Source organism: Marinobacter sp. DUT-3, from assembly GCF_050379435.1.
Lineage (GTDB): Bacteria > Pseudomonadota > Gammaproteobacteria > Pseudomonadales > Oleiphilaceae > Marinobacter.
Genome location: NZ_JBNRMG010000003.1, coordinates 204176 through 225457 on the forward strand (window position 1 = coordinate 204176; position 21282 = coordinate 225457).

Here is a 21282-nt window from a genome sequence, read left to right on the forward strand (position 1 = left end):
CCGTATGGCCGGGTCAGTTCAGCAGGAGCCGGCGTATGTCCTCCATCGCCGTCCCTGGCGGGAAACCAGTCTTCAGGTTGACGTATTCACGCTGAATGCGGGCCGCGTGTCCTTGATCGCCCGTGGCGCCAATAGCGCCAAAAGTCCCCTGAAGGCGCAGTTGCAACCGTTCCAGCCGCTGATGCTGGACTGGACCGGCCGCAGTAATCTGAAAACCCTGACCCAGGCAGAGGTGCGCAGTGGTCCCTCGCTTAACCGTACGACTGCGTTGTACAGCGGGTTGTATATTAATGAGTTGCTGCAGAGGATCCTGCCAGTGGCGGATCCCCACCCCTCCCTGTTTGCCGCCTACATTGATGTTATCGCCGAACTGGCGCTCACGGACGACGTTGAACCGGTGCTGCGCCGGTTTGAGCGCTCATTTGCCGAGGCGCTGGGTTACAGCTTCGCCTGGGACATGGCGACAGATACCGGAATCGGGGTCGAGGCGGGGCAGAGCTATTGCTATGATCCGGAGCAGGGCATTTTGCAGCGCCCGGACCAGAATGTACGGTTAAGGCGTCTGTCGGGAGATACCTTGCTTGCCCTGGCGGAGGGAGACCTGCAGTCACCGGAATGCCGTCGTACCGCCAAACGGGTCATGCGCGTGTTGGTGGACTACCTGTTACAGGGCAGGCCACTGCACAGCAGGAGCCTTTTCAGTCATGCACGGAGAGAACCGAATGAATCCTAGAGTGTTACTTGGTGTGAATATTGATCACGTGGCCACCCTCCGTCAGGCGCGGGGTACCCGCTATCCCGATCCGGTCCAGGCGGCACTGCTGGCGGAAGAGGCCGGTGCTGACGGGATCACCATTCATCCGCGGGAAGATCGCCGTCACATCCAGGATCGTGACGTGCTGATGCTCAAAGAGACCCTGCAGACCAAGATGAACCTTGAGATGGCGGTGACCGATGCCATGCTGGCATTTGCGGAACAGGTGAGGCCGGAATGCGTCTGCCTGGTGCCAGAGAAACGGGAGGAGCTCACCACCGAGGGTGGGCTGGACGTTGACGGTCAGGAGGCCCGGGTGGCCAAGGCCTGCGAGCGTCTGGCTAAGATCGGAGCCGAAGTGTCCCTGTTTATTGATCCTGATCCGGCGCAGATTGATGCTGCGGTTCGTTGCGGCGCCCCTGTAGTGGAGCTACACACGGGTGAATACGCCGAGGCTAAGGAGCCTCAGGCCGTGGAGTCAGCCTTCAGGATACTGGCGGACGCTGTGGCTTACGCCCGTAAAAAGGGATTGATCGTGAACGCAGGCCATGGATTGCACTATCACAATACCGAGCGGGTGGCGGCCATTCCCGGCATCAACGAGCTTAATATCGGTCACGCCATTATTGCCCGGGCGGTCTTCACTGGCCTGAAGGACGCGGTGCGTGACATGAAGACCATTCTTGAGAGTGCCCGGAGCCGCTAGGTCAGGACAGAGCCTTCAGGACAGGGTGTTGGTGTTCTCGGCGTCCGTTGTCCCGCTCTCGGATTGCTGGCGGAACAGGGATTGCCAGTCCGTCTGGTCGCTCCATATCTCAAGCCTCTCAATGGCCGCCAGTAACTGATCTTTCTGGTAGGCCATGTCCGAGGAAGAACACTTGAGTGCTGTCTCGAACTGATTGGCGGCAGCACGCAGTTCCGGAACGCCGCAGTAGCGAGTAGCGCCATGCAGTTTATGGACACACTCAAGAAGCGGTTCAAGATCGCCCTCTCTCCAGAAATTGCGGACCTTGTCCGCATCCGCTGACAGCTGCTCCAGAAGCATGCTGAACAACTCCTCCGCAAGATCCGCCTTGCCGGCGGCCAACTGAATGCTCTCCTCAACGCTGACGGATTCCTGTTGCAGGTTGCGAGTCGATGGCCTCAGGGTCTTGCGGGTGTCCCTGACTTCCGGAATCCGGGTCTGTTCGGGCTGCGGTGAGGCATCAGAGGAATAACCGGTATATTCGCGAATGGTTTCGACCAGCTGGTGGCTGCTGATGGGTTTGGCGAGATAGCCATCGAATCCCTGGCGTGCCAGGCGGTCCTGCTCATCGGCCAGGGCATGGGCGGTGAGGGCGATCACCGGGGTGCGATGGGTCTTGCTGTCCATGGCGCGCAACCGGGCCGTGGTCTCGACGCCGTCCATGCCGGGCATTTGCAAGTCCATGAAGACCAGGTCAAACGGGTTTTTGCGGGCCTTGCTGATGGCTTCAAAGCCACTGGAAGCGCCTTCCGCGTTGACCTGGCAGTCTTTCAGCAAGGTCATGACCAGCTTCAGGTTGGCGTCGTTATCGTCCACCGCGAGGATCCTTGGCATGGCTCCGGACGGTTGCCACAGCGGTGGCGCGGAGTGCTCCAGCAGGGTTTTCTGTCCGGTGCTGATGCCGTGAACCAGTAACAGTAGCTCGTCATACAGGGCGTCACGACACACAGGTTTTGTCAGGTGCCCGCTGGCGAGACCGGAGAGGGGTGTGTCGTGGGTGTCCAGAGTCGGTGTCAGCAGGAGTGTCCGGCAGTCACGCTCCAGTTCCAGGGTCCGTACCAGGCCGCAGTACTGGCTGGAATTCAGCAAATGCCGGGTAATCCCAACGATGGCGAGAGCATAGCCGGACTGGTTGCGTTGGGCCTCTTCCACCTGTTCCTGCATGGCGCCGGGGGAGGCGACCACATCGACCAACATGCCCCATTCTCTGAGCATGTGCTCCACCGCGAGGCCAGTGGTCCTCTGTTGCTCCAGGTAAATGGCACGTTCCCCCCGCAGGGCGTCCCGGGGAGCGATGGCCTCGCCGGAGCAGGACAGCTCCGAGGTGAGGGTGAACCAGAACGTCGATCCCTTGCCCAGGTCGCTTTGCAGACCAATTTTGCCGCCCATTTCCTCAACCAGCCGTTTGGAGATCGCCAGCCCGAGGCCGGTACCGCCATACTGGCGCGCGGTTGAGGCGTCTGCCTGATTGAAGGCATTGAACAGGGATTGCTGCTGGGCCCGGGAAAGGCCCACGCCGGAGTCGGTGATGCTGATGCGCAGGGTCACCCTGTTGCTTTCCTGGTCCTCTTCTTCGAGGCTGGCCCGGAGCACGACTTCGCCGGTCTGGGTGAACTTGATGGCGTTGTTGACCAGGTTGGTAATCACCTGTTTGACCCGCAACGGGTCGCCCATGATGTTGTCTGGCACATCGTTGTAGACCAGCGGCACCAGGTCGAGGTTCTTGCCGTGGGCGGCCGGGGCCAGCATGACCATGACATCCTCGACGATGTCCCTCAGCTGGAACGGAACCCTGTCCAGGATCAGTTTGCCGGCTTCGATTTTCGAGAAATCCAGGATGTCATTGATGATGGTCAGCAGGATCTCCGAGGATTTTCGGATGGTGCTGAGATGGTCCCGTTGCTGGCGGGGCAGAGGACTCTTCATCAATAGCTCGGTGAAGCCAATGATGCCGTTCAGGGGCGTGCGTATCTCGTGGGACATGTTGGCGAGAAACTCGGATTTGATCCGACTGGCCTCCAGGGCTTCCTTACGGGCGAAATCCAGCTCGATGTTCTGGATCTCAATGGTCTCCAGGGTTTCCCGAAGATCCTCGGTGGCCTGATCAATGTTCTGCTGCATTTCCGCCTGGGCCTTGCTGAGCTCCTCCGCCATGGCGTTGAGGCCGGATTCCAGTTGCTCGAACTCAGGGCCAGCAGCGGTGTGCACGCGGGTATCCAGCTTGCCTTCCTTGAGTTTGGCAACGGCCTCGTTCAGTTCGAAAACCGGATCGGTAAAGGCGCGACTGAGGCGCATGGCGATGATGAGACTGAGAATGACGCCCCCCAGTACCAGCATCAGCGAGATCAGCAGCGCCTTGTAGGTTTCCTTTTCTGTGCGGATGTGGGACATCTCCACGGCCGCCCAGCCCAGGGGCTCCCGCACCCCATTCACTGGCTGCCCGGCATCCGGGTCCAGCATGCTTTCGATCATCAGGTCCTGAAGGAAAACCGGGGTGACGAACAGGGTGCTGTTCTCGCGGAAGATGCGCCAGGGGCGATCCGCCGTGAGGTCCTCGGCGGAGATGGCGTCGGTGCTTCCCGGGCCGGTATGCAGCAGGCGCTGACGTTCGGCGTTGAAAAACGTGATGGAACGTACGTCCTGCTCTTCCAGAAGGGCGTTGGAAAGGCTGTTCAGCAGACTTCTGTTGGCGGTAAAAAGGCCATACTCGGAGCCTGCCGCCAGTTGCCGCGACAACGACTGGCCACGATCCTGGAGCAGGTTTTCAATGTTATTGACCCAGCTATAGGTGAAGAATAGCCCCAGGACCAGGGTGGTCAGAAGAGTGGGGACCAGCGTCACCACCAGTACTTTTTTGCGAATGCCCCAACGCCGCATATCGTGTTCCCGATGTTGTCGTTACCAGCCGGTTATCTGGCCTTACTTCCCTGTCAGAATAGATGATCCGGAACATCGGTGCTGTTCTGACAGCCCGGTAGTGTTCCGGATATAGCCGCCGGTCATGGATATAGCGAGAAGCTGTATTGGGAGACGGCGACCATAACGCGTATCATGCGAACCCGGAAGTGTACCACAGGCTATTGTCAGCTTGGTTATCTGGCATGCCGGGAGGAGGCAGATTTGAGGAAAGGTTCCGTTATGAATTTCCCCACCATAGAAAATTATGTCGGGCACACACCGCTGGTCCGTTTGCAGCGCCTGCCGGGTGATACCAGTAATGTCGTTCTCGCCAAGCTGGAAGGCAACAACCCGGCCGGCTCGGTGAAAGACCGCCCGGCGGTGAGCATGATTCAGGAAGCCGAGCGCAGGGGCGAAATCAGCCCTGGCGACACGCTGATTGAGGCCACCAGTGGTAACACCGGTATTGCTCTGGCCATGGCCGCCGCCATCAAGGGTTACCGCATGGTATTGATCATGCCGGAGAACATGAGCGAGGAGCGTCGGGCGTCCATGCGGGCCTATGGCGCGGAAATCGTCACCGTTTCGAAAGAAGAGGGGATGGAAACCGCCCGTGACCTGGCCCTGCAAATGGAGTCCGATGGCAAGGGTAAGGTTCTCGATCAGTTCAGCAACCCCGATAACCCCCTGGCTCACTATCGCACCACCGGCCCCGAGATCTGGGAGCAGACCGGAGGTCGGGTGACACACTTTGTCAGCTCCATGGGCACGACCGGCACCATTATGGGGGTGTCCCGATACCTGAAAGAACGCAACCCGGACATCCGCATCATCGGTTTGCAGCCCAGGGAAGGCGCATCCATTCCCGGTATCCGGCGCTGGCCGGAAGCCTATCTGCCCAAAATCTACGAGGCCAGTCGGGTTGATCAGGTGCTGGATATTGGCCAGCAGGAAGCGGAAGACACCATGAGAGCCCTCGCCCGCGAGGAAGGGATTTTCTGCGGTGTGTCTTCCGGGGGCTCTATTGCCGCGGCCCTGCAGTTGTCCCGACAGGTTGAAAACGCCGTGATCGTGGCCATTATCTGTGACCGTGGCGACCGTTACCTGTCTACCGGCGTCTTTCCCGGCGCCTGAACCGCAGCAAGAGAATTCAGTATGAGCAGAAGACGCAGGAAGGTACTTCCGAAAGAACCTGTCCGTTGTGTAGTTGAAAACCTGAGTCACGATGGCCGGGGCATTGCCCGTCAGGACGGGAAAACCCAGTTCGTCGATGGCGCCTTGCCCGGCGAGACGGTGATGGCGAAGGTGGTGGGTTCCCGCAGCAAGTTTGACGAATTGAGAACCCTGGAAGTGCTGGAAGATTCTCCCGCGCGGGTGACGCCTCCCTGTGACTATGCAGATTTGTGCGGTGGCTGCAGCCTTCAGCACATGGGGGCCGATGCCCAGATTCAGTTCAAGGAAGATACTCTCAGGGAGCACTTCGCCCATTTCGGGGGCATTGAGCCCGAAGAATGGGTACCGCCGATGCGGTCGCCGGACTCCCTTGGCTACCGCCGCAAGGCCCGTCTCGGTGTTCGCCATGTCCAGGCCAGGGATTCGGTGCTGGTGGGGTTCCGGGAAAAGCGCAACAGTTTTCTGACGGACATTGACCGCTGCGCGGTTCTGGATCCGCGAATTGGCGAGCGTATTACTCCGCTGCGGGAGATGCTCTACAAGCTGGACGCCTTCAGCCGCATTCCCCAGGTCGAAGTGGCCTGTGGCGATGATGTCGCGGTCATGGTGTTCCGTAACATGGACGACCTCAGTGACCCGGACCGGGCCGCCCTGATTGCCTTTGGTCAGGCCCACGATTTGCATATTTACCTGCAGCCGAAAGGGCCTGATACCGTGCATCGCATCTGGCCCGAAGAGGGCGAAGAGCGCCTGAGTTATCGTCTCGACGAATTTGACCTGACGATGAAGTTCCATCCGATGGATTTCACCCAGGTCAACGCGGGCATCAATGGCACCATGGTTCACCGGGCTGTGGAGTGGCTGGACGTTCAGCCGGAACAGCGGGTTCTGGATCTGTTCTGTGGCCTTGGCAACTTTACGTTACCGTTGGCGCGCAAGGCCGGGCAGGTTGTCGGCGTCGAAGGTGATGACGCCATGGTGGTCCGTGGTCGGGAAAATGCGGAACTCAACGGCCTGACCAATGTCACTTTCCACGGTGCCGATTTGCAGGCGGATTTCACATCCCAGCCGTGGGCAGTTGAAGGGTTCGACAAGATCCTGATTGATCCGCCCCGGTCGGGCGCCCAGGAAGTGTGTGAATACCTGACAGCGTTTGGCGCCAGGCGTATTGTGTATGTTTCCTGTAATCCGGCTACGCTGGCCAGGGATGCGGGCGTTATGGTGCGTAATGGTTATCGCCTGGTCAGGGCGGGTGTGATGGATATGTTTCCACACACCACTCATGTGGAATCCATTGCGATGTTTGAGCGTGACGATCAATGACAGATTAACCAGCCGGTCAGGGATGGCCGGGTGAATAAACGGGAAGAACAAAACCGATATGGTAAAAGTACGCGAAGATTACGCAGTCACCGGTGATGGTCAGGTAGATATCGGGCGCTGGGTGCGCCGGATCGAATCCCAGACCCGCCTGGAGAATGTGGACCAGTTTCGCCGTGCCTGCGAAAAAGCGGCAGAGATCGATCTGCAGGCTTTCCGCGAAGATCGCCTGTGGGCCGAAGGCGCCAGCAGTTTCCGTACCGGCATAGAAATGGCGCAGGTGCTGGTGGAGCTGCATCTCGATCAGGCCAGTTTGGTGGCTGCGATACTTTACCGTGCGGTGCGTGAGGAGCGGGTGCCCCTGGAGGAGATCCGCAAGGAGTTTGGCGATGAAGTCGCCGGGCTGATTAATGGCGTTCAGCATATGGCTGCCATCTCCTCGATCCATCACCCGTTGAAGGGCAATGTGCTTGGCCAGAGTGAAGGCCAGCTCGACAATGTGCGCAAGATGCTGGTGACCATGATTGACGACGTTCGTGTCGCGTTGATCAAGCTGGCAGAACGAACCTGTGCGATCCGCGCGGTCAAGAACGCGTCCGAAGAAAAGCGTATGCGGGTGGCCCGGGAGGTGTTCGACATCTATGCGCCCCTGGCCCATCGCCTGGGCATCGGGCACATCAAGTGGGAGCTGGAGGACTTGTCCTTTCGGTATCTCCATGCCTCGGCCTACAAGAAAATTGCCAAGCTCCTGGATGAGAAGCGTCTCGACCGGGAGAGTTATATCCGCCGGGTGATCGATACCCTGAAAACCGAACTCAAGAATTTTGGTATCGAAGGGGAGTTGTCGGGGCGCGCCAAGCACATTTACAGCATCTGGCGGAAGATGCGCCGTAAGGGCATCGATTTCTCCCAGGTCTACGATGTCAGAGCTGTACGGATACTGGTGCCCGAAGTGCGGGACTGCTACGCGGCGCTGGGTATCGTGCACACTTTGTGGCGCCACATCCCCAACGAGTTTGACGACTACATCGCCAACCCCAAGGAAAATGGCTACCAGTCCCTGCATACCGCCGTGATTGGCCCCGAGGGCAAGGTGATGGAAGTGCAGATCCGCACCCACAAGATGCACGAGGAAGCGGAACTGGGCGTGTGCGCCCATTGGCTCTACAAGGGCACGGACACCGGGAACCGTTCCACTGGCTACGATGCCAAGATCAACTGGTTGCGTCAGGTGCTGGAATGGCAGGAAGAGTTGGGTGACCTGTCCGGGCTCGCCGATCACCTGAAAAGCGACGTGGCTTCCGACCGGGTGTATGTCTTCACGCCCGAAGGGCATGTGGTGGATCTGCCCCAGGGGGCGACCCCGGTGGACTTTGCGTACCGGGTACACACCGAGATCGGTCACGCCTGCCGTGGCGCCCGGGTCAATAGCCGGATTGTGCCCCTGACCTATCCCCTGAAAACCGGTGATCAGGTGTTTATTCTTACCTCGAACAATCCGGCGCCCAGTCGGGACTGGCTGAATCCCAGCCTGGGGTACATCCAGACCTCCCGGGCACGGGCGAAAGTGACCCACTGGTTCAAGGAGCAGGATCGCGATCGGAATGTCGTCGATGGACGAGCCATTCTCGAAGACGAGTTTCGTCGTCTCTCCCTCTATGATGTCGACCTCGGGGATCTGGCCCGAAAGGTCAACTACCACGATGCCGAGGATATGTTCGCTGCACTTGGCGCCGGCGACCTGCGCCCCACCCACGTGGCCAATGTGGCCCAGCAGATGCTGGAGCCCAAGTCGGAGCAGTTGGACCTCAAACTCAGCGGCCAGCGTCGCCGGCCTTATGATACGGAATCGGATATCCGCATCCTGGGGGTCGGCAAACTCAAGACCCAGGTGGCCAAGTGCTGCAAACCGCTGCCGGGGGATGATATCGGTGGCTACATTACGGTTGGTCGCGGAGTGACCGTGCATCGGCAGGATTGCATCACCTTCCTGAACCTGAAGGATCTGGAGCCCAACCGGATCATTGAGGTGAGCTGGGGCGGTCAGCCAGCGGCGGTCTATCCCGTGGATGTTGAAATCCAGGCTTACGATCGTTCGGGGCTGCTGCGGGATATCACCCAGGTGCTGTCGTCCTCCAAAAGTGATGTTTTGTCCCTGAACACGCTCAGCAACAAGGATGAGAACACCGCGACAATGACCGTAACGGTGGAGATTTCCAGTCTTGAGCAACTGGCGAAGCTGCTGGCCCAGATACGCAACCTGCCCAACATCATTGACGTGAGGCGCAAGCGAGGATGAGTTACTCCATTGAGGACCTGAAAACCCTGATGGCGCGGTTACGGGATCCCGAGACCGGTTGCCCCTGGGATATCAAACAGACCTTTAAAAGCATCGTGCCTCACACCCTGGAAGAAGCCTACGAAGTGGCGGATGCCATAGAGCGGGCTGATTACCCCCACCTTGAAGACGAACTGGGGGACCTGCTGTTCCAGGTGATTTTCTACACGCGGATGGGGCGGGAACAGGGGCATTTCGATTTTGACTCGGTGGTGGACAATCTGGTGCGCAAGCTGTTGCGTCGCCATCCGCATGTTTTCCCCGAAGGCACCCTTGAGAGCCGTGTTGACCCCGATAATCGGCCTGGCGAGGCCGAGATTAAGGCGAGCTGGGAGCGAATCAAGGCAGAAGAACGCGCACTCAACCCCAAGCCGGAAACGAGCGACAGCAGTCGACTGGATGGTATCGCCCGGACCCTGCCAGCCATGGCTCGTGCGGAAAAACTGCAGAAGCGGGCCGCCAACCACGGCTTCGACTGGCCGGATATTGAGCCGGTGTTCGACAAGCTCCACGAGGAAATCGATGAACTCAAGGAAGCCTGGCACGCTGCCGAGAACGGTACTGGCGCCCGTGATGCGGTTGAGGATGAGCTGGGGGATCTACTGTTCGTCTGCGTTAACCTGGCACGGTTCATGAAGGTGAATCCTGAGCAGGCGCTGAATCGAACCAATCACAAGTTCGATGCACGCTTTCGTGCCATAGAGCAGCGCCTGGAGGGCGAAGGCCGTAACCTGGACGATGAAACCCTGGAGGCCCTGGACGCCATCTGGCAACAGGTCAAAGGTGTGGAGAAAGGCTGAAAACCCGGCACCTGCAAGGGGTTGGCAAAGGGTTGGTAAGTACAATCCGTTACCAATTTGTTGTCCCGGCATGCGTTTCCTTCGTCTACACTTCCTGAAACGGATGCACTTTATCAGTGCGCCGTAGGCCGCAGAGAAGATGCAGGAGTGAAGGCACCATGAAAATCAAAGATCTGGTCAATTACTGGGATAAGCATGCACGGGGACGTCTGACCCGCGATGCCTATTTTATGGAGCTGTCTGACCAGCATCACAAGCGACTGGAAAAGCTCGCCGCGCTTTATCCGATGAAGTCATCCCAGGACCTGATGCGTGATCTGATTTCCGCCGCTCTTGATGAGTTGGAAACCAGCTTCCCGTACGTTGAGGGAACGAAGGTGGTGGCATACGATGAGGACGGCTTCGAGATCTACGAGGATCAGGGTATGACACCGCGCTTTGTCAGCCTGAGCCAGAAGCACATCCAGCGTCTGAAAGCCCGTCAGCTGGAGTCCGTTGCCTGACACGGCAGCTTCACTGACCTTTGGCTTCTCCCGTCGGGGTGGTCCCGCCACCCCGAATCCATGCCTTCTGCGCTACTTTTCTTTTCCTTCGAGTTTATCCTTGAGCGGACTCTGCCTGACCAGGTCGTCCAGCGCGGCTCCGATCATGTCATTGAGTATGTCGCTCTCCGACCGGTCCGGATAAAGCTCGGCCAGCGCGGCGATCCGTGCGGCATCCTCCAGCGGCAGCCGCAGGTTGTAGTCGTGGGTCCTCTCGACGTTTTTCTTCTTGCTTTCCCAATGCTTGGGCAGATCAGTAACTTTCATGAATTCTCCTTGCGACTACGGGCTTTAATCGTTATTAGTATCGTTAGTTTACTTCGCTTCCGTCAATTTAAAAGGACGTCAATGTGACCGAGTTACATCCCGACCTTCGAGAAAACGTTCGTATGCTGGGTGAACTGCTGGGCCAGAGCATCCAGCGTTACCCGGGGCAGGACTGCTTTGACCTGATTGAGGAGATTCGCGCCGCAGCCAAGGCTGATCGTCGCCAGGAAAGCGGTTCGGGGCAGCGTCTGGTCAACCTGCTGGGGAAGCTGGAAGATGAAGAACTGCTTCCGGTCACCCGCGCCTTCAACCAGTTCCTGAACCTCGCCAACCTGGCAGAGCAGTATCATGGCATACGCCGCAAGCGTGGCCACCAGTCGGACCTGATGGTGGAGTCCCTGGAGGAAGTGTTTGAGCGTCTGACGTCGTCCGGCATCAGTGCCGATGAATTACATCGTCAGGTGGCGGGCCTGAGTATCGAGTTCGTGATGACGGCGCACCCCACCGAGGTTGCCCGCCGCACCCTGATCATGAAGTACGATGAAATGTCCGATTGCCTGGCTCGCCTGGATCACCAGGACCTGCTGCCGGCGGAGCGGGATGAGATCGTGAACCGGCTGGCCCAGTTGATTTCCGAGGCCTGGCATACCGACGAGATTCGCCACGAGCGCCCGACGGCGGTAGATGAAGCCAAGTGGGGGTTTGCGGTGATCGAAAACAGCCTCTGGCAGGCCTTGCCCCGGTTTCTGAGAAGCCTCGACCTGTCGTTGACCGAAGTGACCGGACAGGGGCTGCCTCTCGATGCGGCGCCGATTCGAATTGCTTCCTGGATGGGCGGAGACCGGGACGGCAACCCTAACGTGACCCATCAGGTGACCCGCGAGGTGTTTCTGCTGGGGCGCTGGATGGCCGCGGACCTCTATCTGCGGGATATCCAGGCGCTGCGTGCCGAGTTGTCCATGTGGCAGGCCAATGACGAACTGAAAGCGCTGGCGGGCGAGAGCCGGGAACCCTACCGTTACATCCTGGCCGGATTGCGGGACCGGCTGATCAAGACCCGTGACTGGGCTGAGGCCGGTGTCAATGGCGGGTCCGGAGATGACAGGGACATCCTGTTCGAGAACAGGGATTTTATCGAGCCCCTGGAAATATGCTACCGCTCGCTGGTGGATTGTGGTCTGGAGAACATTGCGAATGGTCCTCTTCTGGACACCATCCGGCGCGCTCATACCTTTGGCCTGACGCTGATCCGTCTGGATATTCGCCAGGAGGCCTCCCGGCATGCCCAGGCGGTGGCGGAAATGGTGGATTACCTCGGGCTTGGCGATTACCTGTCGTGGACCGAGGAGCAGCGTCAGCAGTTTTTGCTGAAAGAACTGCAGGGGCGTCGCCCCCTGGTGCCAAGACATTGGGAAGCCTCGGAAGAGGTGCGCGAAGTGCTCGCCACCTGCGAAGTGATTGCCCGTCAAACGCCGGAAGCCCTGGGTTCCTACGTGATTTCCATGGCCAGCAAACCTTCCGACGTGCTCAGTGTCATCCTGTTACTGCGGGAATCCGGCATGACCTTTCCCATGCGGGTCGTTCCCCTGTTTGAGACCCTGGATGATCTGACCGGTGCGCCCGACAGCATGGCGGCCCTGTACGACGTGGAGTGGTACCGAAACTATTGCGGCGGACGCCAGGAAGTGATGATCGGCTATTCCGATTCCTCCAAGGACGCCGGCCAGCTGATGGCGGCCTGGGCCCAGTACCAGGCTCAGGAAAAGCTGACGGCTGTTGCTGCCCGTTATGGCGTTCACCTGACCCTGTTCCATGGTCGTGGTGGCACTGTGGGGCGGGGCGGTGGTCCGGCTAACCGGGCCATTCTGTCCCAGCCGCCCGGGTCGGTGAATGGCAGCTTCCGCATCACCGAGCAGGGAGAGATGATCCGCTTCAAGTTCGGTCTGCCGCGTCTGGCGGAGCAGAGCCTGACGCTGTACACCACTGCGGTGGTCGAAGCGACACTGGCGCCGCCACCCGAACCGGAACCGCATTGGCGTGAAACCATGGACTGGCTGACTGAGAGGTCTCTCAAGGCCTATCGGGATGTGGTGAGGGAAGACCCTGATTTTGTACCCTACTTCCGCCAGGTCACCCCCGAACAGGCGCTGGGCAAGCTGGCCCTGGGTAGCCGCCCGGCCCGCCGGAAACCGAGCGGAGGCGTCGAGAGTCTGCGCGCCATTCCGTGGATTTTTGCCTGGACCCAGATGCGGCTGATGCTGCCAAGCTGGCTCGGCAGTGATGTGGCGCTGGAAGAAGCGGCCCGCAATGACCGCCTGCCAGTGCTGCGGGAGATGATGAGCGGCTGGCCGTTCTTCCGCACCTACGTGGATATGCTGGAAATGGTGTTGGCAAAAGCCGATTTGCGGATTGCCAGTTACTATGAGCAGACCCTGGTTGAGGATGAAGACCTGAAGAAACTGGGGGGCAGTCTGCGGGAGCGCCTGAACGGGTGCATTGACAGGCTGCTGGAGTTAAAGGATCAGCAGACCCTGCTGGAAGGGGAACCGGTGTTTGCCCATTCCATGCGCGTAAGGAACCCGTATACTGATCCTTTGCACTACCTGCAGGCGGAATTGCTCAAGCGTGACCGGCAAAGCGAAGGTAAGGGCGAAGTGCCGGAAGTGGTCGGACGGGCCCTGAAGGTAACCATGGCGGGTATTGCTGCCGGTATGCGTAATACCGGCTGATCAGGCCCGACGATGTATGGCTGGCTGGAGTGTCGGCCAGTATGGATAACAGGAGTAACGCCGTGGCTGTAGCTGCGCGACTGGCACGTTTTTTTGCCCGTAAGGGGATTTCCTTCACGGAGCGACCGATTGATCAGGTGATCAACCTGGATGCCGCCGTGATTGCATCGGGGCGGCCGCAGGATGACTTCATCCGCGCCACGCTGCTGATCGACATCAACGGTGTGGTTATGGCTGTTCACCGTTTCGATAGCACGCTCGACATGGACGCCGTGCAGCAATTGACGGGGCGGCGGCTGCAGCCGCTGACGGCCCGTCAGGGTAATCGCTTGTTCGCAGATTGTGATCCCGGTTTCCAGCCGCCGATGGGCGGGGCCTATGACATTCCGGTGCTGGTCGACGAGGATGTGCTGGGCTGTTCCCGCGCCCTGATGACCAGCGGCAATGATCATACTCTGATTGAGCTTGATGGTGGTGCGTTACGCCTTGCGCTGGCGGGGGCTCGTGGCGGGCGCTTGGTTATAAGGGGGCAGGGTGATGGCGAACGGGACGTCTTGACCCTGGAGGAGGTCGCAAACAAGCTGCAGAAGCTTTATCGCCTGCCTCCCATGCCGGCCCTTGCGCTGAAAATTCTCAAGTTAACCGCCAATACCGAAGCCACCGCGAGGGAATTGGCGGAACTGATCGAATTCGATCCCAGCCTGACGGCGCAAATCATGCGGTATGCGCGCTCAGCGCTATTCAATTATCCCGGGCAGATCAATTCCGTCCAGGAGGCGGTCACCCGGGTGCTCGGGTTCGACAGGGTGGCCCATATTGCGCTGGGCATTGCCTCGGTTCGGGCTTTCGATGTGCCCCGTCACGGGATGCTGGGGATGGACAGCTTCTGGCGGCACTCCCTGTACTGTGCTTTCCTGTGCCAGCGTATCGCTTCCTACTGTAACGAGGACAAAGGCCTGGCGTATCTGTGCGGCCTTCTGCACAATTTCGGGCTCTTGCTGGTGGGGCATCTGTTCCCCAGCGAGTTTGAAGACCTGAACACATTGCGGGAAGCGAACCCCGAAGCAAGCATGCACTCCCTGGAGCAGCAGGTGTTCGGGGCGGGGCATGGCCAGGATGTGCTGGCGGTCGGCCACGGTGCCATCGGCGGGATCCTGCATCGCTTGTGGCAATTGCCCGATCCGGTCGTCAAGGCCGCCGGTATGCACCAGCAAACCGGATACCACGGTGAGCATGAACACTATGTATTGATGGTGCAGCTTGCTAACGGGTTACTGAAAGAACGCGGTATTGGTGACGAGTTCAATCCGGACGATGTGCCCGCGCTGGCCAGGTTACTGGGCCTGGACGACAACGCAATCTCGGCCATTGGTACCAGTATCGATGACGTGGCCGGTGAGCTGGACGCGTTGGCCGCCTCCCTGTCATCCTGATCCTGCCTGGCATTCCGGGCAGTCGTGTCCCGTTCTGGTGCATGATACGGAGGTCGACTTTCTCTAAGGCGGCTGACTTCGTATAATGCGCCTTCGCCGGCTCCGGCTTGCACCTGTTCCTGGTCGAGAGGCTTTCGCAAAGGCAGACGTTTTTGCCATAGCTTTTCAAACGATAATGACTAAATATTATGGGAGCACAGCGTTATGCGAATTATTATGTTAGGCGCACCGGGCGCAGGTAAGGGGACCCAGGCCCAGTTTATTACCGAGCGCTTCGACATCCCCCAGATCTCTACCGGCGACATGCTGCGTGCGGCGGTCAAGGCCGAGTCCGATTTGGGTAAGCAGGTCAAGGAAGTGATGGCGACCGGTGGTCTGGTGTCTGACGATATCATCATTGCGCTGATCGAAGAGCGTATCCAGCAGCCGGACTGCAAGAATGGCTTCCTGCTGGATGGCTTCCCCCGCACCATCCCGCAGGCCGAGGCGCTGAAAGACCAGGGCATCGCTATCGACTACGTGGTCGAAATCGCCGTGGATGACGAGGAAATCGTCAGCCGCCTGTCCGGTCGTCGCGTCCACGAGGGCAGCGGTCGCATTTACCACGTCAAATACGATCCGCCCAAGCAGGACGGCAAGGACGACGAAACCGGGGAGCCCCTGGTTCAGCGCGAGGACGACAAGGAAGAGACCGTGCGCAAGCGCCTGTCCATCTACCACGAGCAGACCGCTCCGCTCGTTGACTATTATCACGACTGGGCTGAAAAAGACGCCAGTGCCGCACCGAAATACGTGCGAGTGGAAGGCGTCGGCAGCCTGGACGCGATCCGCGACCAGATTCTCCAGCAGCTGAAGTAAACCACCTAACCTTGAGGCAACGGCAGCATCCGTGAAGTTACTGGCACTGGATACCTCATCGGAAGGCTGCTCGGCTGCGCTGCTGATCAATGGCAGCCTGACCGAGCGTTTTGAGCTGGCCCCTCGTGGTCATACCCGACTGCTGATGCCGATGATCCGCGAGCTGCTTGCCGAACAGGGACTGGCGCCGGCGGACCTCGATGCATTAGCGTTTGCGCGGGGCCCAGGGTCTTTTACCGGGCTGCGTATCGCCACGGGTGTGGTCCAGGGCCTGGCATGGGGGCTGGAAGTACCGGTTGTTCCTGTTTCCTCCCTGGCTGCGGTGGCCCTCAGCGCAATGGAAACCCTCAATGTTGCCGAAGGCGACGGTCTTGCCGTTGCCTTTGATGCGCGTATGGGGGAAGTCTACTGGGGGTGTTTCCAGGCCAGTGAGGGTTTGCCCGAGCTGCTTGTGCCCGAACAGGTCTGTGCCCCGGCATCCGTCAGCCTGCCCTCGGTGATCACCGGCAGCTGGTATGGCGCTGGTCAGGGCTGGCGTTTGCAGGATCAGATGCCCCAAGCCCTGGTGGCGACCATGTCGCGGCTGGATGACACGCTGGTACCGCGTGCCGGCCATGTGGCCCGCCTCGCCAGTCATGAACTGGCTGCCGGCGGTGGTGTGTCCGCTGCCGAGGCGCAACCAGTGTACGTTCGTGACGAAGTGACCTGGAAGAAACTACCAGGCCGCTGATCCACTCTTACCCGTTACCGGAATCTTTGCCCATGGAACTGTGGCACATCATTGCCCTGGCGGTTATGCAGGGGTTGACGGAGTTTCTTCCGATCAGCAGCTCCGCTCACCTGATTTTACCCTCGCAGCTGCTGGGCTGGCCGGACCAGGGGCTTGCCTTCGATGTGGCCGTTCACGTAGGCACGCTGGCGGCGGTGATGTGGTATTTCCGCCGCGAAGTGTATCGGCTCACCGTGGCCTGGGTGGGCGACACGACCCGTGGGCGGATAGGCCAGGACAGTGGGCTGGCCTGGGCGGTGATTGTCGGTACCATACCGGCGGGTCTTGCAGGCCTGCTGCTGAATGATTTTATCGAAACGGAGCTGAGGTCGGGGCTGGTGATAGCCGCCTCCACCATCGGATTTGGTCTGGTGTTGTGGTGGTCTGATGCCGTGGGGCGGCGGGCCAGGGAGTTGCCGGCGCTGACCATGAAGGACGCCGTAATCGTCGGACTGGCGCAGGCTCTGGCGCTGATTCCCGGTACCTCGCGCTCGGGCATTACCATCACTGCGGCGCTGTTTCTCGGGTTGAAACGGGAAGCGGCTGCAAAATTCTCGTTCCTGCTGTCCATTCCCCTGATCCTGGCCGCAGGACTGCTCAAGACCCTGGAACTGGTCGAGCAGGGCGGCGCCACCGACTGGACCGCTATTCTGTTGGGTACCCTGGTGTCCTTCGTCAGCGCTGTCGTGTGCATTCACCTGTTCCTGAAATTCCTCGAGCGTCTGGGCATGATGCCATTTGTGATCTACCGCCTGCTGTTGGGGCTGCTGCTTGTTGTCATGCTGTGGTAGGTTGGTTAAAAACTGTTCGTCGGGCTTTCAAATTGCGTGACGATCTTTCATACTCGAATTCCATCCATTTTTCCGGTTTCAGTCCATGATCGGCGGTGTTAATCCCAACAACAACTACCCGTTCCAGTCTGGTAACAGCAATCCAGTCCGGGAGCGTAGTGATGTGGCGCGGACGCCCGCGTCCTCGCCTGACAGAAGTACCGAGGGAGTACGCCGTGATCTGGCCGAGGGACGTCCTGAGACTGCTCCCCGGCAGGTTAACACCGAGTCCCTGGAGCGTCGTGTGGAGGCACGTCGGGCTGCGGAAGACGCCCGCCTGGAACGCTTTCGCGCAGACGAGTTGCCGTTATCCACCTCACGCGCCCTGTCCACGTTCACTGATATCGCTGCCCGCGGTGATAATGGTGAGAATGGTCTGGCCGGTATTGATATCCTGGTTTGATGTCTTCAGAACCTCCCGCTTCAGACCAATCCCTTGCCGTAGCCTGCAGTCCGCTGGGTGATGCCGTACAGGCCCGGGAACTGGCCACACAATTGGCCATTCCCTTTCTGGGGGCCGTCAAGCCCAAGCTGGTTGCCGACTTTCCCGTGTTATTAATGTTTGATGAGCTGGGGCTGAGCCTGCAAGTGACCGGAAAAGGTGCGCCCGGGCCGGTGCGTGCGGAATTCGTGTCGGGTAAGGCCGGCTATCGTCGCGAACATGGTGGCGGTACCGGGCAGCTGGTCGCCAAGGCCATTGGTCTGCAAAAGACCCGTGTCCCACTGCACGTGGTGGATGCCACGGCAGGCCTGGGGCAGGATGCGTTTGTACTGGCCGGATTGGGGTGCCGGGTCACCCTTTTTGAGCGCAACCCGGTCATTCACGCCCTGCTGGCGGACGGACTGGCCAGGGCGGCCCTGAATACCGAATGTGCCCCCATCATTGCCAGGATGACGCTGCGGGCTGGCAGCAGCAGGGCGTGGCTTGAAAGTCTGGGGAAAGGAGCGGGAGACACTGCGGAGGGAGACGTAGCGGATATTGTGTACCTGGACCCCATGTTTCCCCATCGCGACAAGTCCGCACTGGTGAAAAAGGAAATGCAGGTGTTTCGCACGGTGGTGGGGGACGACGACGATGCTGCGGAGCTGCTGGCCGCAGCACTGAAAGCAGCCACTTACCGGGTGGTGGTCAAGCGTCCTCGCAAGGCGCCGTCCATTGAGGGTCCCGAACCGGCTACCCGCATTGAAGGCAAGAGCAGCCGCTACGACATATACCCGCTCAAGGCGCTACCCAGCGGCAACGCCTGATAGTCCGGATTCAGGCACCGAGCATGGTGACTTGCTGGATGGCCTGGCGTTTCTCAACACTCAGAACCAGGCGGGCGTCTTCCGCCACCTCGTTTAATCCTTCGGTATAACTGAGCAGCCCGTTGTCATCAGTGGTGATGACGCCGTTTTTCTGCATATTGGCGATGAAGTTTCGGAACAGGCTCTTGTCGAAGAACTCCGGGGCGTTCAATCCAAACAGAATCGACATACGCTCCGCGAGCAGGGTGCTTTGCTCTTCCAGCTCGGCAGCGCTGATACGGCCGGAACCGTATTTGCGCAGGATGCCAATGGCTATGTGGTAGCGCTCCAGAGTCTGGATGATAAAGCGTGACAGAACCCTTAGCCGCAGCATGGCATCGGTGCCTTCTTCCGGTCGGCAGATGCGCTCGTCCCTCTCGAATATAAGCCCCTGTTCGATCATCAGGTCGATCCACTGATTGATCACGCCTTCTACTTCATCCGGCTGGTATTTCAGGAACAGCTCGGACTGAAGGTAGGGGTAGGCGACACTGGCCAGGAACACGATTTTGTCCCGCTGCAGCGAATCCTTGTTCTCGAACAGGCTGGCAATCAGCGACGGCAACGCGAACAGGTGCTGGATGTTGTTGCGGTAATAGGTCATCAGCGTGGCATTGCTGCCTTCCAGAGCAATGATGTCCCCCAGCTTTTGGGGCTGGCGGGTCACCAGTCCCATATTTTCGCAGTAGGCTACCCAGTCCTTGCCACTGCCCTCGGGCATGGTAACGGTGCTGGCATAGGGGAAAGCCCTCAGCAGGTTGGCGTACTGGTCCATCAGGCGGATAAGCTGGCCTTCGTCCATGGCCAGCCGGTCGGTGCCCAGCAGCACGGTTGCGGTCATGCCGATGGGGTTCACGGCCACCGAAGCGTTGATATTAGCCGCCACGCGGGTGGCAAGGCTGTCCACCGCTTCTGGCAGCCAGGAGGGACGATACTCGGCGTCGTAGGCCTCGTCGCGCCAGCTTGGATGAACCTCGTTCAGCACGTCCTCAAGGGGAATGGCTTCGCCAAAATTGACCGCAACCCGGCCAAAGGAGTTGCTGAGCTTGCGCACGGTCTTGGCCAGGCCAAATACGCTTTCTTTCTGTTTTTTCTTACCGCGGAGCTCCCCGAGGTAGGAACGACCCTCCATGACCTTCTCATAGCCCACGTATACCGGGACGAAGACAATGGGTTTGCGGTGGTTGCGCAGGAAACTGCGGACGGTCATGGCCAGCATGCCGGGCCGTGGCTGGAGCATGCGGCCGGTGCGGCTGCGGCCACCTTCCACGAAATATTCCACCGAGTAACCCCGGGTGAACATGACGTGCATGTATTCATTGAACACCGTGGCGTAGAGCGGATTGTCCTTGAAGCTGCGGCGCATGAAAAAGGCACCACCCCGACGCAGTATAGGGCCGACAATGGGCATGTTCAGGTTAATGCCGGCGGCAATGTGCGGTGGCATCAGGCCGTTCTTGTAAAGCACGTAGGACAACAGCAGGTAGTCAATGTGGGAGCGGTGGCAGGGCACATACACCACGGCATTGTCCTGGGCGACTTCCTTGGCTACGCGGATGTTGTTCACCGCAATGCCGTTGTAAATGCGGTTCCATAGCCAGGACAGCACCACTTCCAGGAAGCGGATGGTGACGATGGACATGCTGGCGGCGATTTCGTCAGCGTACTTGTAGGCTTTCGCCCGTACCTTTTCCGGCGGGATGTCGTCCTGGCGGGCGGTCTCCCGGATGGCTTCCTTTACCGCCTGGGTGCGCACCAGTCCTTCCACCAGGGTGCGGCGGTGGGACAGGTCGGGGCCGAGTACGGCCTGGCGAACGCGGCGGAAATGGGTGCGAAGGATGCGGGCCAGCTTGCGGTTGGCGCGCTCTTCGCTGTGACGGTATTCATCGATGACCTGTTTCAGGGACAGCGGCTGATTGAACTGGACGTAGGTGCTGCGGCCGTGAAGCATGATGATCAGCAGTTTCTGCAGCCGGCCGGCGACAGACCAGGTATCGGAGAGCAACAGCTTGACCAGGGATTTCTCCTTATCCGGAGAGCGGCCCCAGAAAAGCGACACCGGCACAATCTGCACATCCTTGTCCGGTTGCTCGAGACCGTAGCGAACCAGCGCCTTGAATTCCGATGTGGGAACCGGGGTTTGCCGCTTCCGGAATAGCCCGCCAATGCGTCGATAGAGGAAGAAAAACGAATGCACCGGCCCGTTCTTGACGGGTAGTGACGCCTCGGCGCCGGGCAGACCGGCCCGCAATACTTCCTGCTCGAGAACCAGCCGGCTGGACATGGAGCTGTATTGCAGCACATAGCAGACAGGCTTGTCGGGATCGAGCCCGAGAGCTTCGCGGCTGTTACCACTGACATCGGTCCTGACCCACAGAAACAGAATCTTGCGGAAAAAAGTCAGAATCAGGCTGCGAAGGGCCTGTAAAATTCGCATAAAGTGTTGCTCCGGTCTGCTGAACAGGCGCTAAGTTTACTTGGTTGTGTGCGGTGCGGAAAGACGTGCCGGCGTTCTGCTGCGAAGCTCCGTGTGATACAT

17 protein-coding genes are annotated in these 21282 nt (G+C 59.5%); 14 read left to right on the forward strand and 3 right to left on the reverse strand.

The window, feature by feature from the left end; all coding sequences use genetic code 11:
• The first annotated feature begins 4 nt into the window (after positions 1-4).
• Both recO and pdxJ read left to right on the forward strand, forming a co-directional pair.
• A complete protein-coding gene (recO, locus tag ACQUWM_RS06300; RefSeq protein WP_407002082.1) occupies positions 5-733 on the forward strand; it encodes a DNA repair protein RecO in 729 nt (242 codons plus the stop codon).
• Entirely contained in the window at positions 723-1460 is a 738-nt protein-coding gene (gene pdxJ / locus ACQUWM_RS06305; RefSeq protein WP_428921547.1) for a pyridoxine 5'-phosphate synthase, read from the forward strand. The genes recO and pdxJ overlap by 11 nt, the downstream gene beginning before the upstream one ends.
• 15 nt (positions 1461-1475) lie before the next feature.
• Here pdxJ and ACQUWM_RS06310 read toward each other — a convergent pair whose 3' ends face one another.
• Positions 1476-4376, reverse strand: coding sequence for an ATP-binding protein (locus tag ACQUWM_RS06310; protein WP_428921548.1), 2901 nt, complete (start codon positions 4374-4376; stop codon positions 1476-1478).
• A 261-nt stretch (positions 4377-4637) separates the two neighbouring features.
• Here ACQUWM_RS06310 and cysM point away from each other — a divergent pair, with 261 nt between their 5' ends.
• The 5 genes from cysM to ACQUWM_RS06335 all read left to right on the forward strand — a co-directional run bounded on the left by cysM (position 4638) and on the right by ACQUWM_RS06335 (position 10531).
• A complete protein-coding gene (gene cysM / locus ACQUWM_RS06315) occupies positions 4638-5531 on the forward strand; it encodes a cysteine synthase CysM (RefSeq protein WP_428921549.1) in 894 nt (297 codons plus the stop codon).
• Between the two features lie 21 nt (positions 5532-5552).
• Positions 5553-6893 (forward strand): 23S rRNA (uracil(1939)-C(5))-methyltransferase RlmD, encoded by a 1341-nt coding sequence (rlmD, locus tag ACQUWM_RS06320; RefSeq protein ID WP_428921550.1) that lies wholly within the window; start codon positions 5553-5555, stop codon positions 6891-6893.
• A 58-nt stretch (positions 6894-6951) separates the two neighbouring features.
• Complete coding sequence (relA, locus tag ACQUWM_RS06325; RefSeq protein WP_428921551.1) at positions 6952-9189, forward strand: GTP diphosphokinase; 2238 nt, start codon at positions 6952-6954, stop codon at positions 9187-9189.
• On the forward strand, positions 9186-10028 hold the full coding sequence (mazG, locus tag ACQUWM_RS06330) for a nucleoside triphosphate pyrophosphohydrolase (RefSeq protein WP_407002076.1): 843 nt from the start codon (positions 9186-9188) through the stop codon (positions 10026-10028). The genes relA and mazG overlap by 4 nt, the downstream gene beginning before the upstream one ends.
• Before the next feature lie 158 nt (positions 10029-10186).
• Positions 10187-10531: a pilin assembly protein gene (locus ACQUWM_RS06335; protein WP_406986462.1), complete on the forward strand. Its 345-nt coding sequence runs from the start codon at positions 10187-10189 to the stop codon at positions 10529-10531.
• Positions 10532-10603: 72 nt separating this feature from the next.
• Here ACQUWM_RS06335 and ACQUWM_RS06340 read toward each other — a convergent pair whose 3' ends face one another.
• Positions 10604-10837, reverse strand: coding sequence for a hypothetical protein (locus ACQUWM_RS06340; RefSeq protein ID WP_406986465.1), 234 nt, complete (start codon positions 10835-10837; stop codon positions 10604-10606).
• An 83-nt stretch (positions 10838-10920) separates the two neighbouring features.
• Here ACQUWM_RS06340 and ppc point away from each other — a divergent pair, with 83 nt between their 5' ends.
• The 7 genes from ppc to ACQUWM_RS06375 all read left to right on the forward strand — a co-directional run bounded on the left by ppc (position 10921) and on the right by ACQUWM_RS06375 (position 18704).
• On the forward strand, positions 10921-13566 hold the full coding sequence (ppc, locus tag ACQUWM_RS06345; RefSeq protein WP_407002075.1) for a phosphoenolpyruvate carboxylase: 2646 nt from the start codon (positions 10921-10923) through the stop codon (positions 13564-13566).
• A gap of 62 nt (positions 13567-13628) precedes the next feature.
• A complete protein-coding gene (locus ACQUWM_RS06350; protein ID WP_407002074.1) occupies positions 13629-14999 on the forward strand; it encodes an HDOD domain-containing protein in 1371 nt (456 codons plus the stop codon).
• 204 nt (positions 15000-15203) lie between these two features.
• Positions 15204-15857, forward strand: a complete 654-nt coding sequence (adk, locus tag ACQUWM_RS06355; RefSeq protein WP_407002073.1) for an adenylate kinase — start codon at positions 15204-15206, stop codon at positions 15855-15857.
• Positions 15858-15888: 31 nt separating this feature from the next.
• Positions 15889-16587, forward strand: coding sequence for a tRNA (adenosine(37)-N6)-threonylcarbamoyltransferase complex dimerization subunit type 1 TsaB (gene tsaB, locus ACQUWM_RS06360; protein ID WP_407002072.1), 699 nt, complete (start codon positions 15889-15891; stop codon positions 16585-16587).
• Between the two features lie 32 nt (positions 16588-16619).
• A complete protein-coding gene (locus ACQUWM_RS06365; protein ID WP_407002071.1) occupies positions 16620-17417 on the forward strand; it encodes an undecaprenyl-diphosphate phosphatase in 798 nt (265 codons plus the stop codon).
• 85 nt (positions 17418-17502) lie between these two features.
• Entirely contained in the window at positions 17503-17859 is a 357-nt protein-coding gene (locus tag ACQUWM_RS06370; RefSeq protein ID WP_428921552.1) for a UDP pyrophosphate phosphatase, read from the forward strand.
• On the forward strand, positions 17859-18704 hold the full coding sequence (locus ACQUWM_RS06375) for a class I SAM-dependent methyltransferase (RefSeq protein WP_428921553.1): 846 nt from the start codon (positions 17859-17861) through the stop codon (positions 18702-18704). The genes ACQUWM_RS06370 and ACQUWM_RS06375 overlap by 1 nt, the downstream gene beginning before the upstream one ends.
• A 10-nt stretch (positions 18705-18714) precedes the next feature.
• Here ACQUWM_RS06375 and plsB read toward each other — a convergent pair whose 3' ends face one another.
• Positions 18715-21180 (reverse strand): glycerol-3-phosphate 1-O-acyltransferase PlsB, encoded by a 2466-nt coding sequence (gene plsB, locus ACQUWM_RS06380; RefSeq protein WP_428921554.1) that lies wholly within the window; start codon positions 21178-21180, stop codon positions 18715-18717.
• Positions 21181-21282 lie beyond the last annotated feature (102 nt).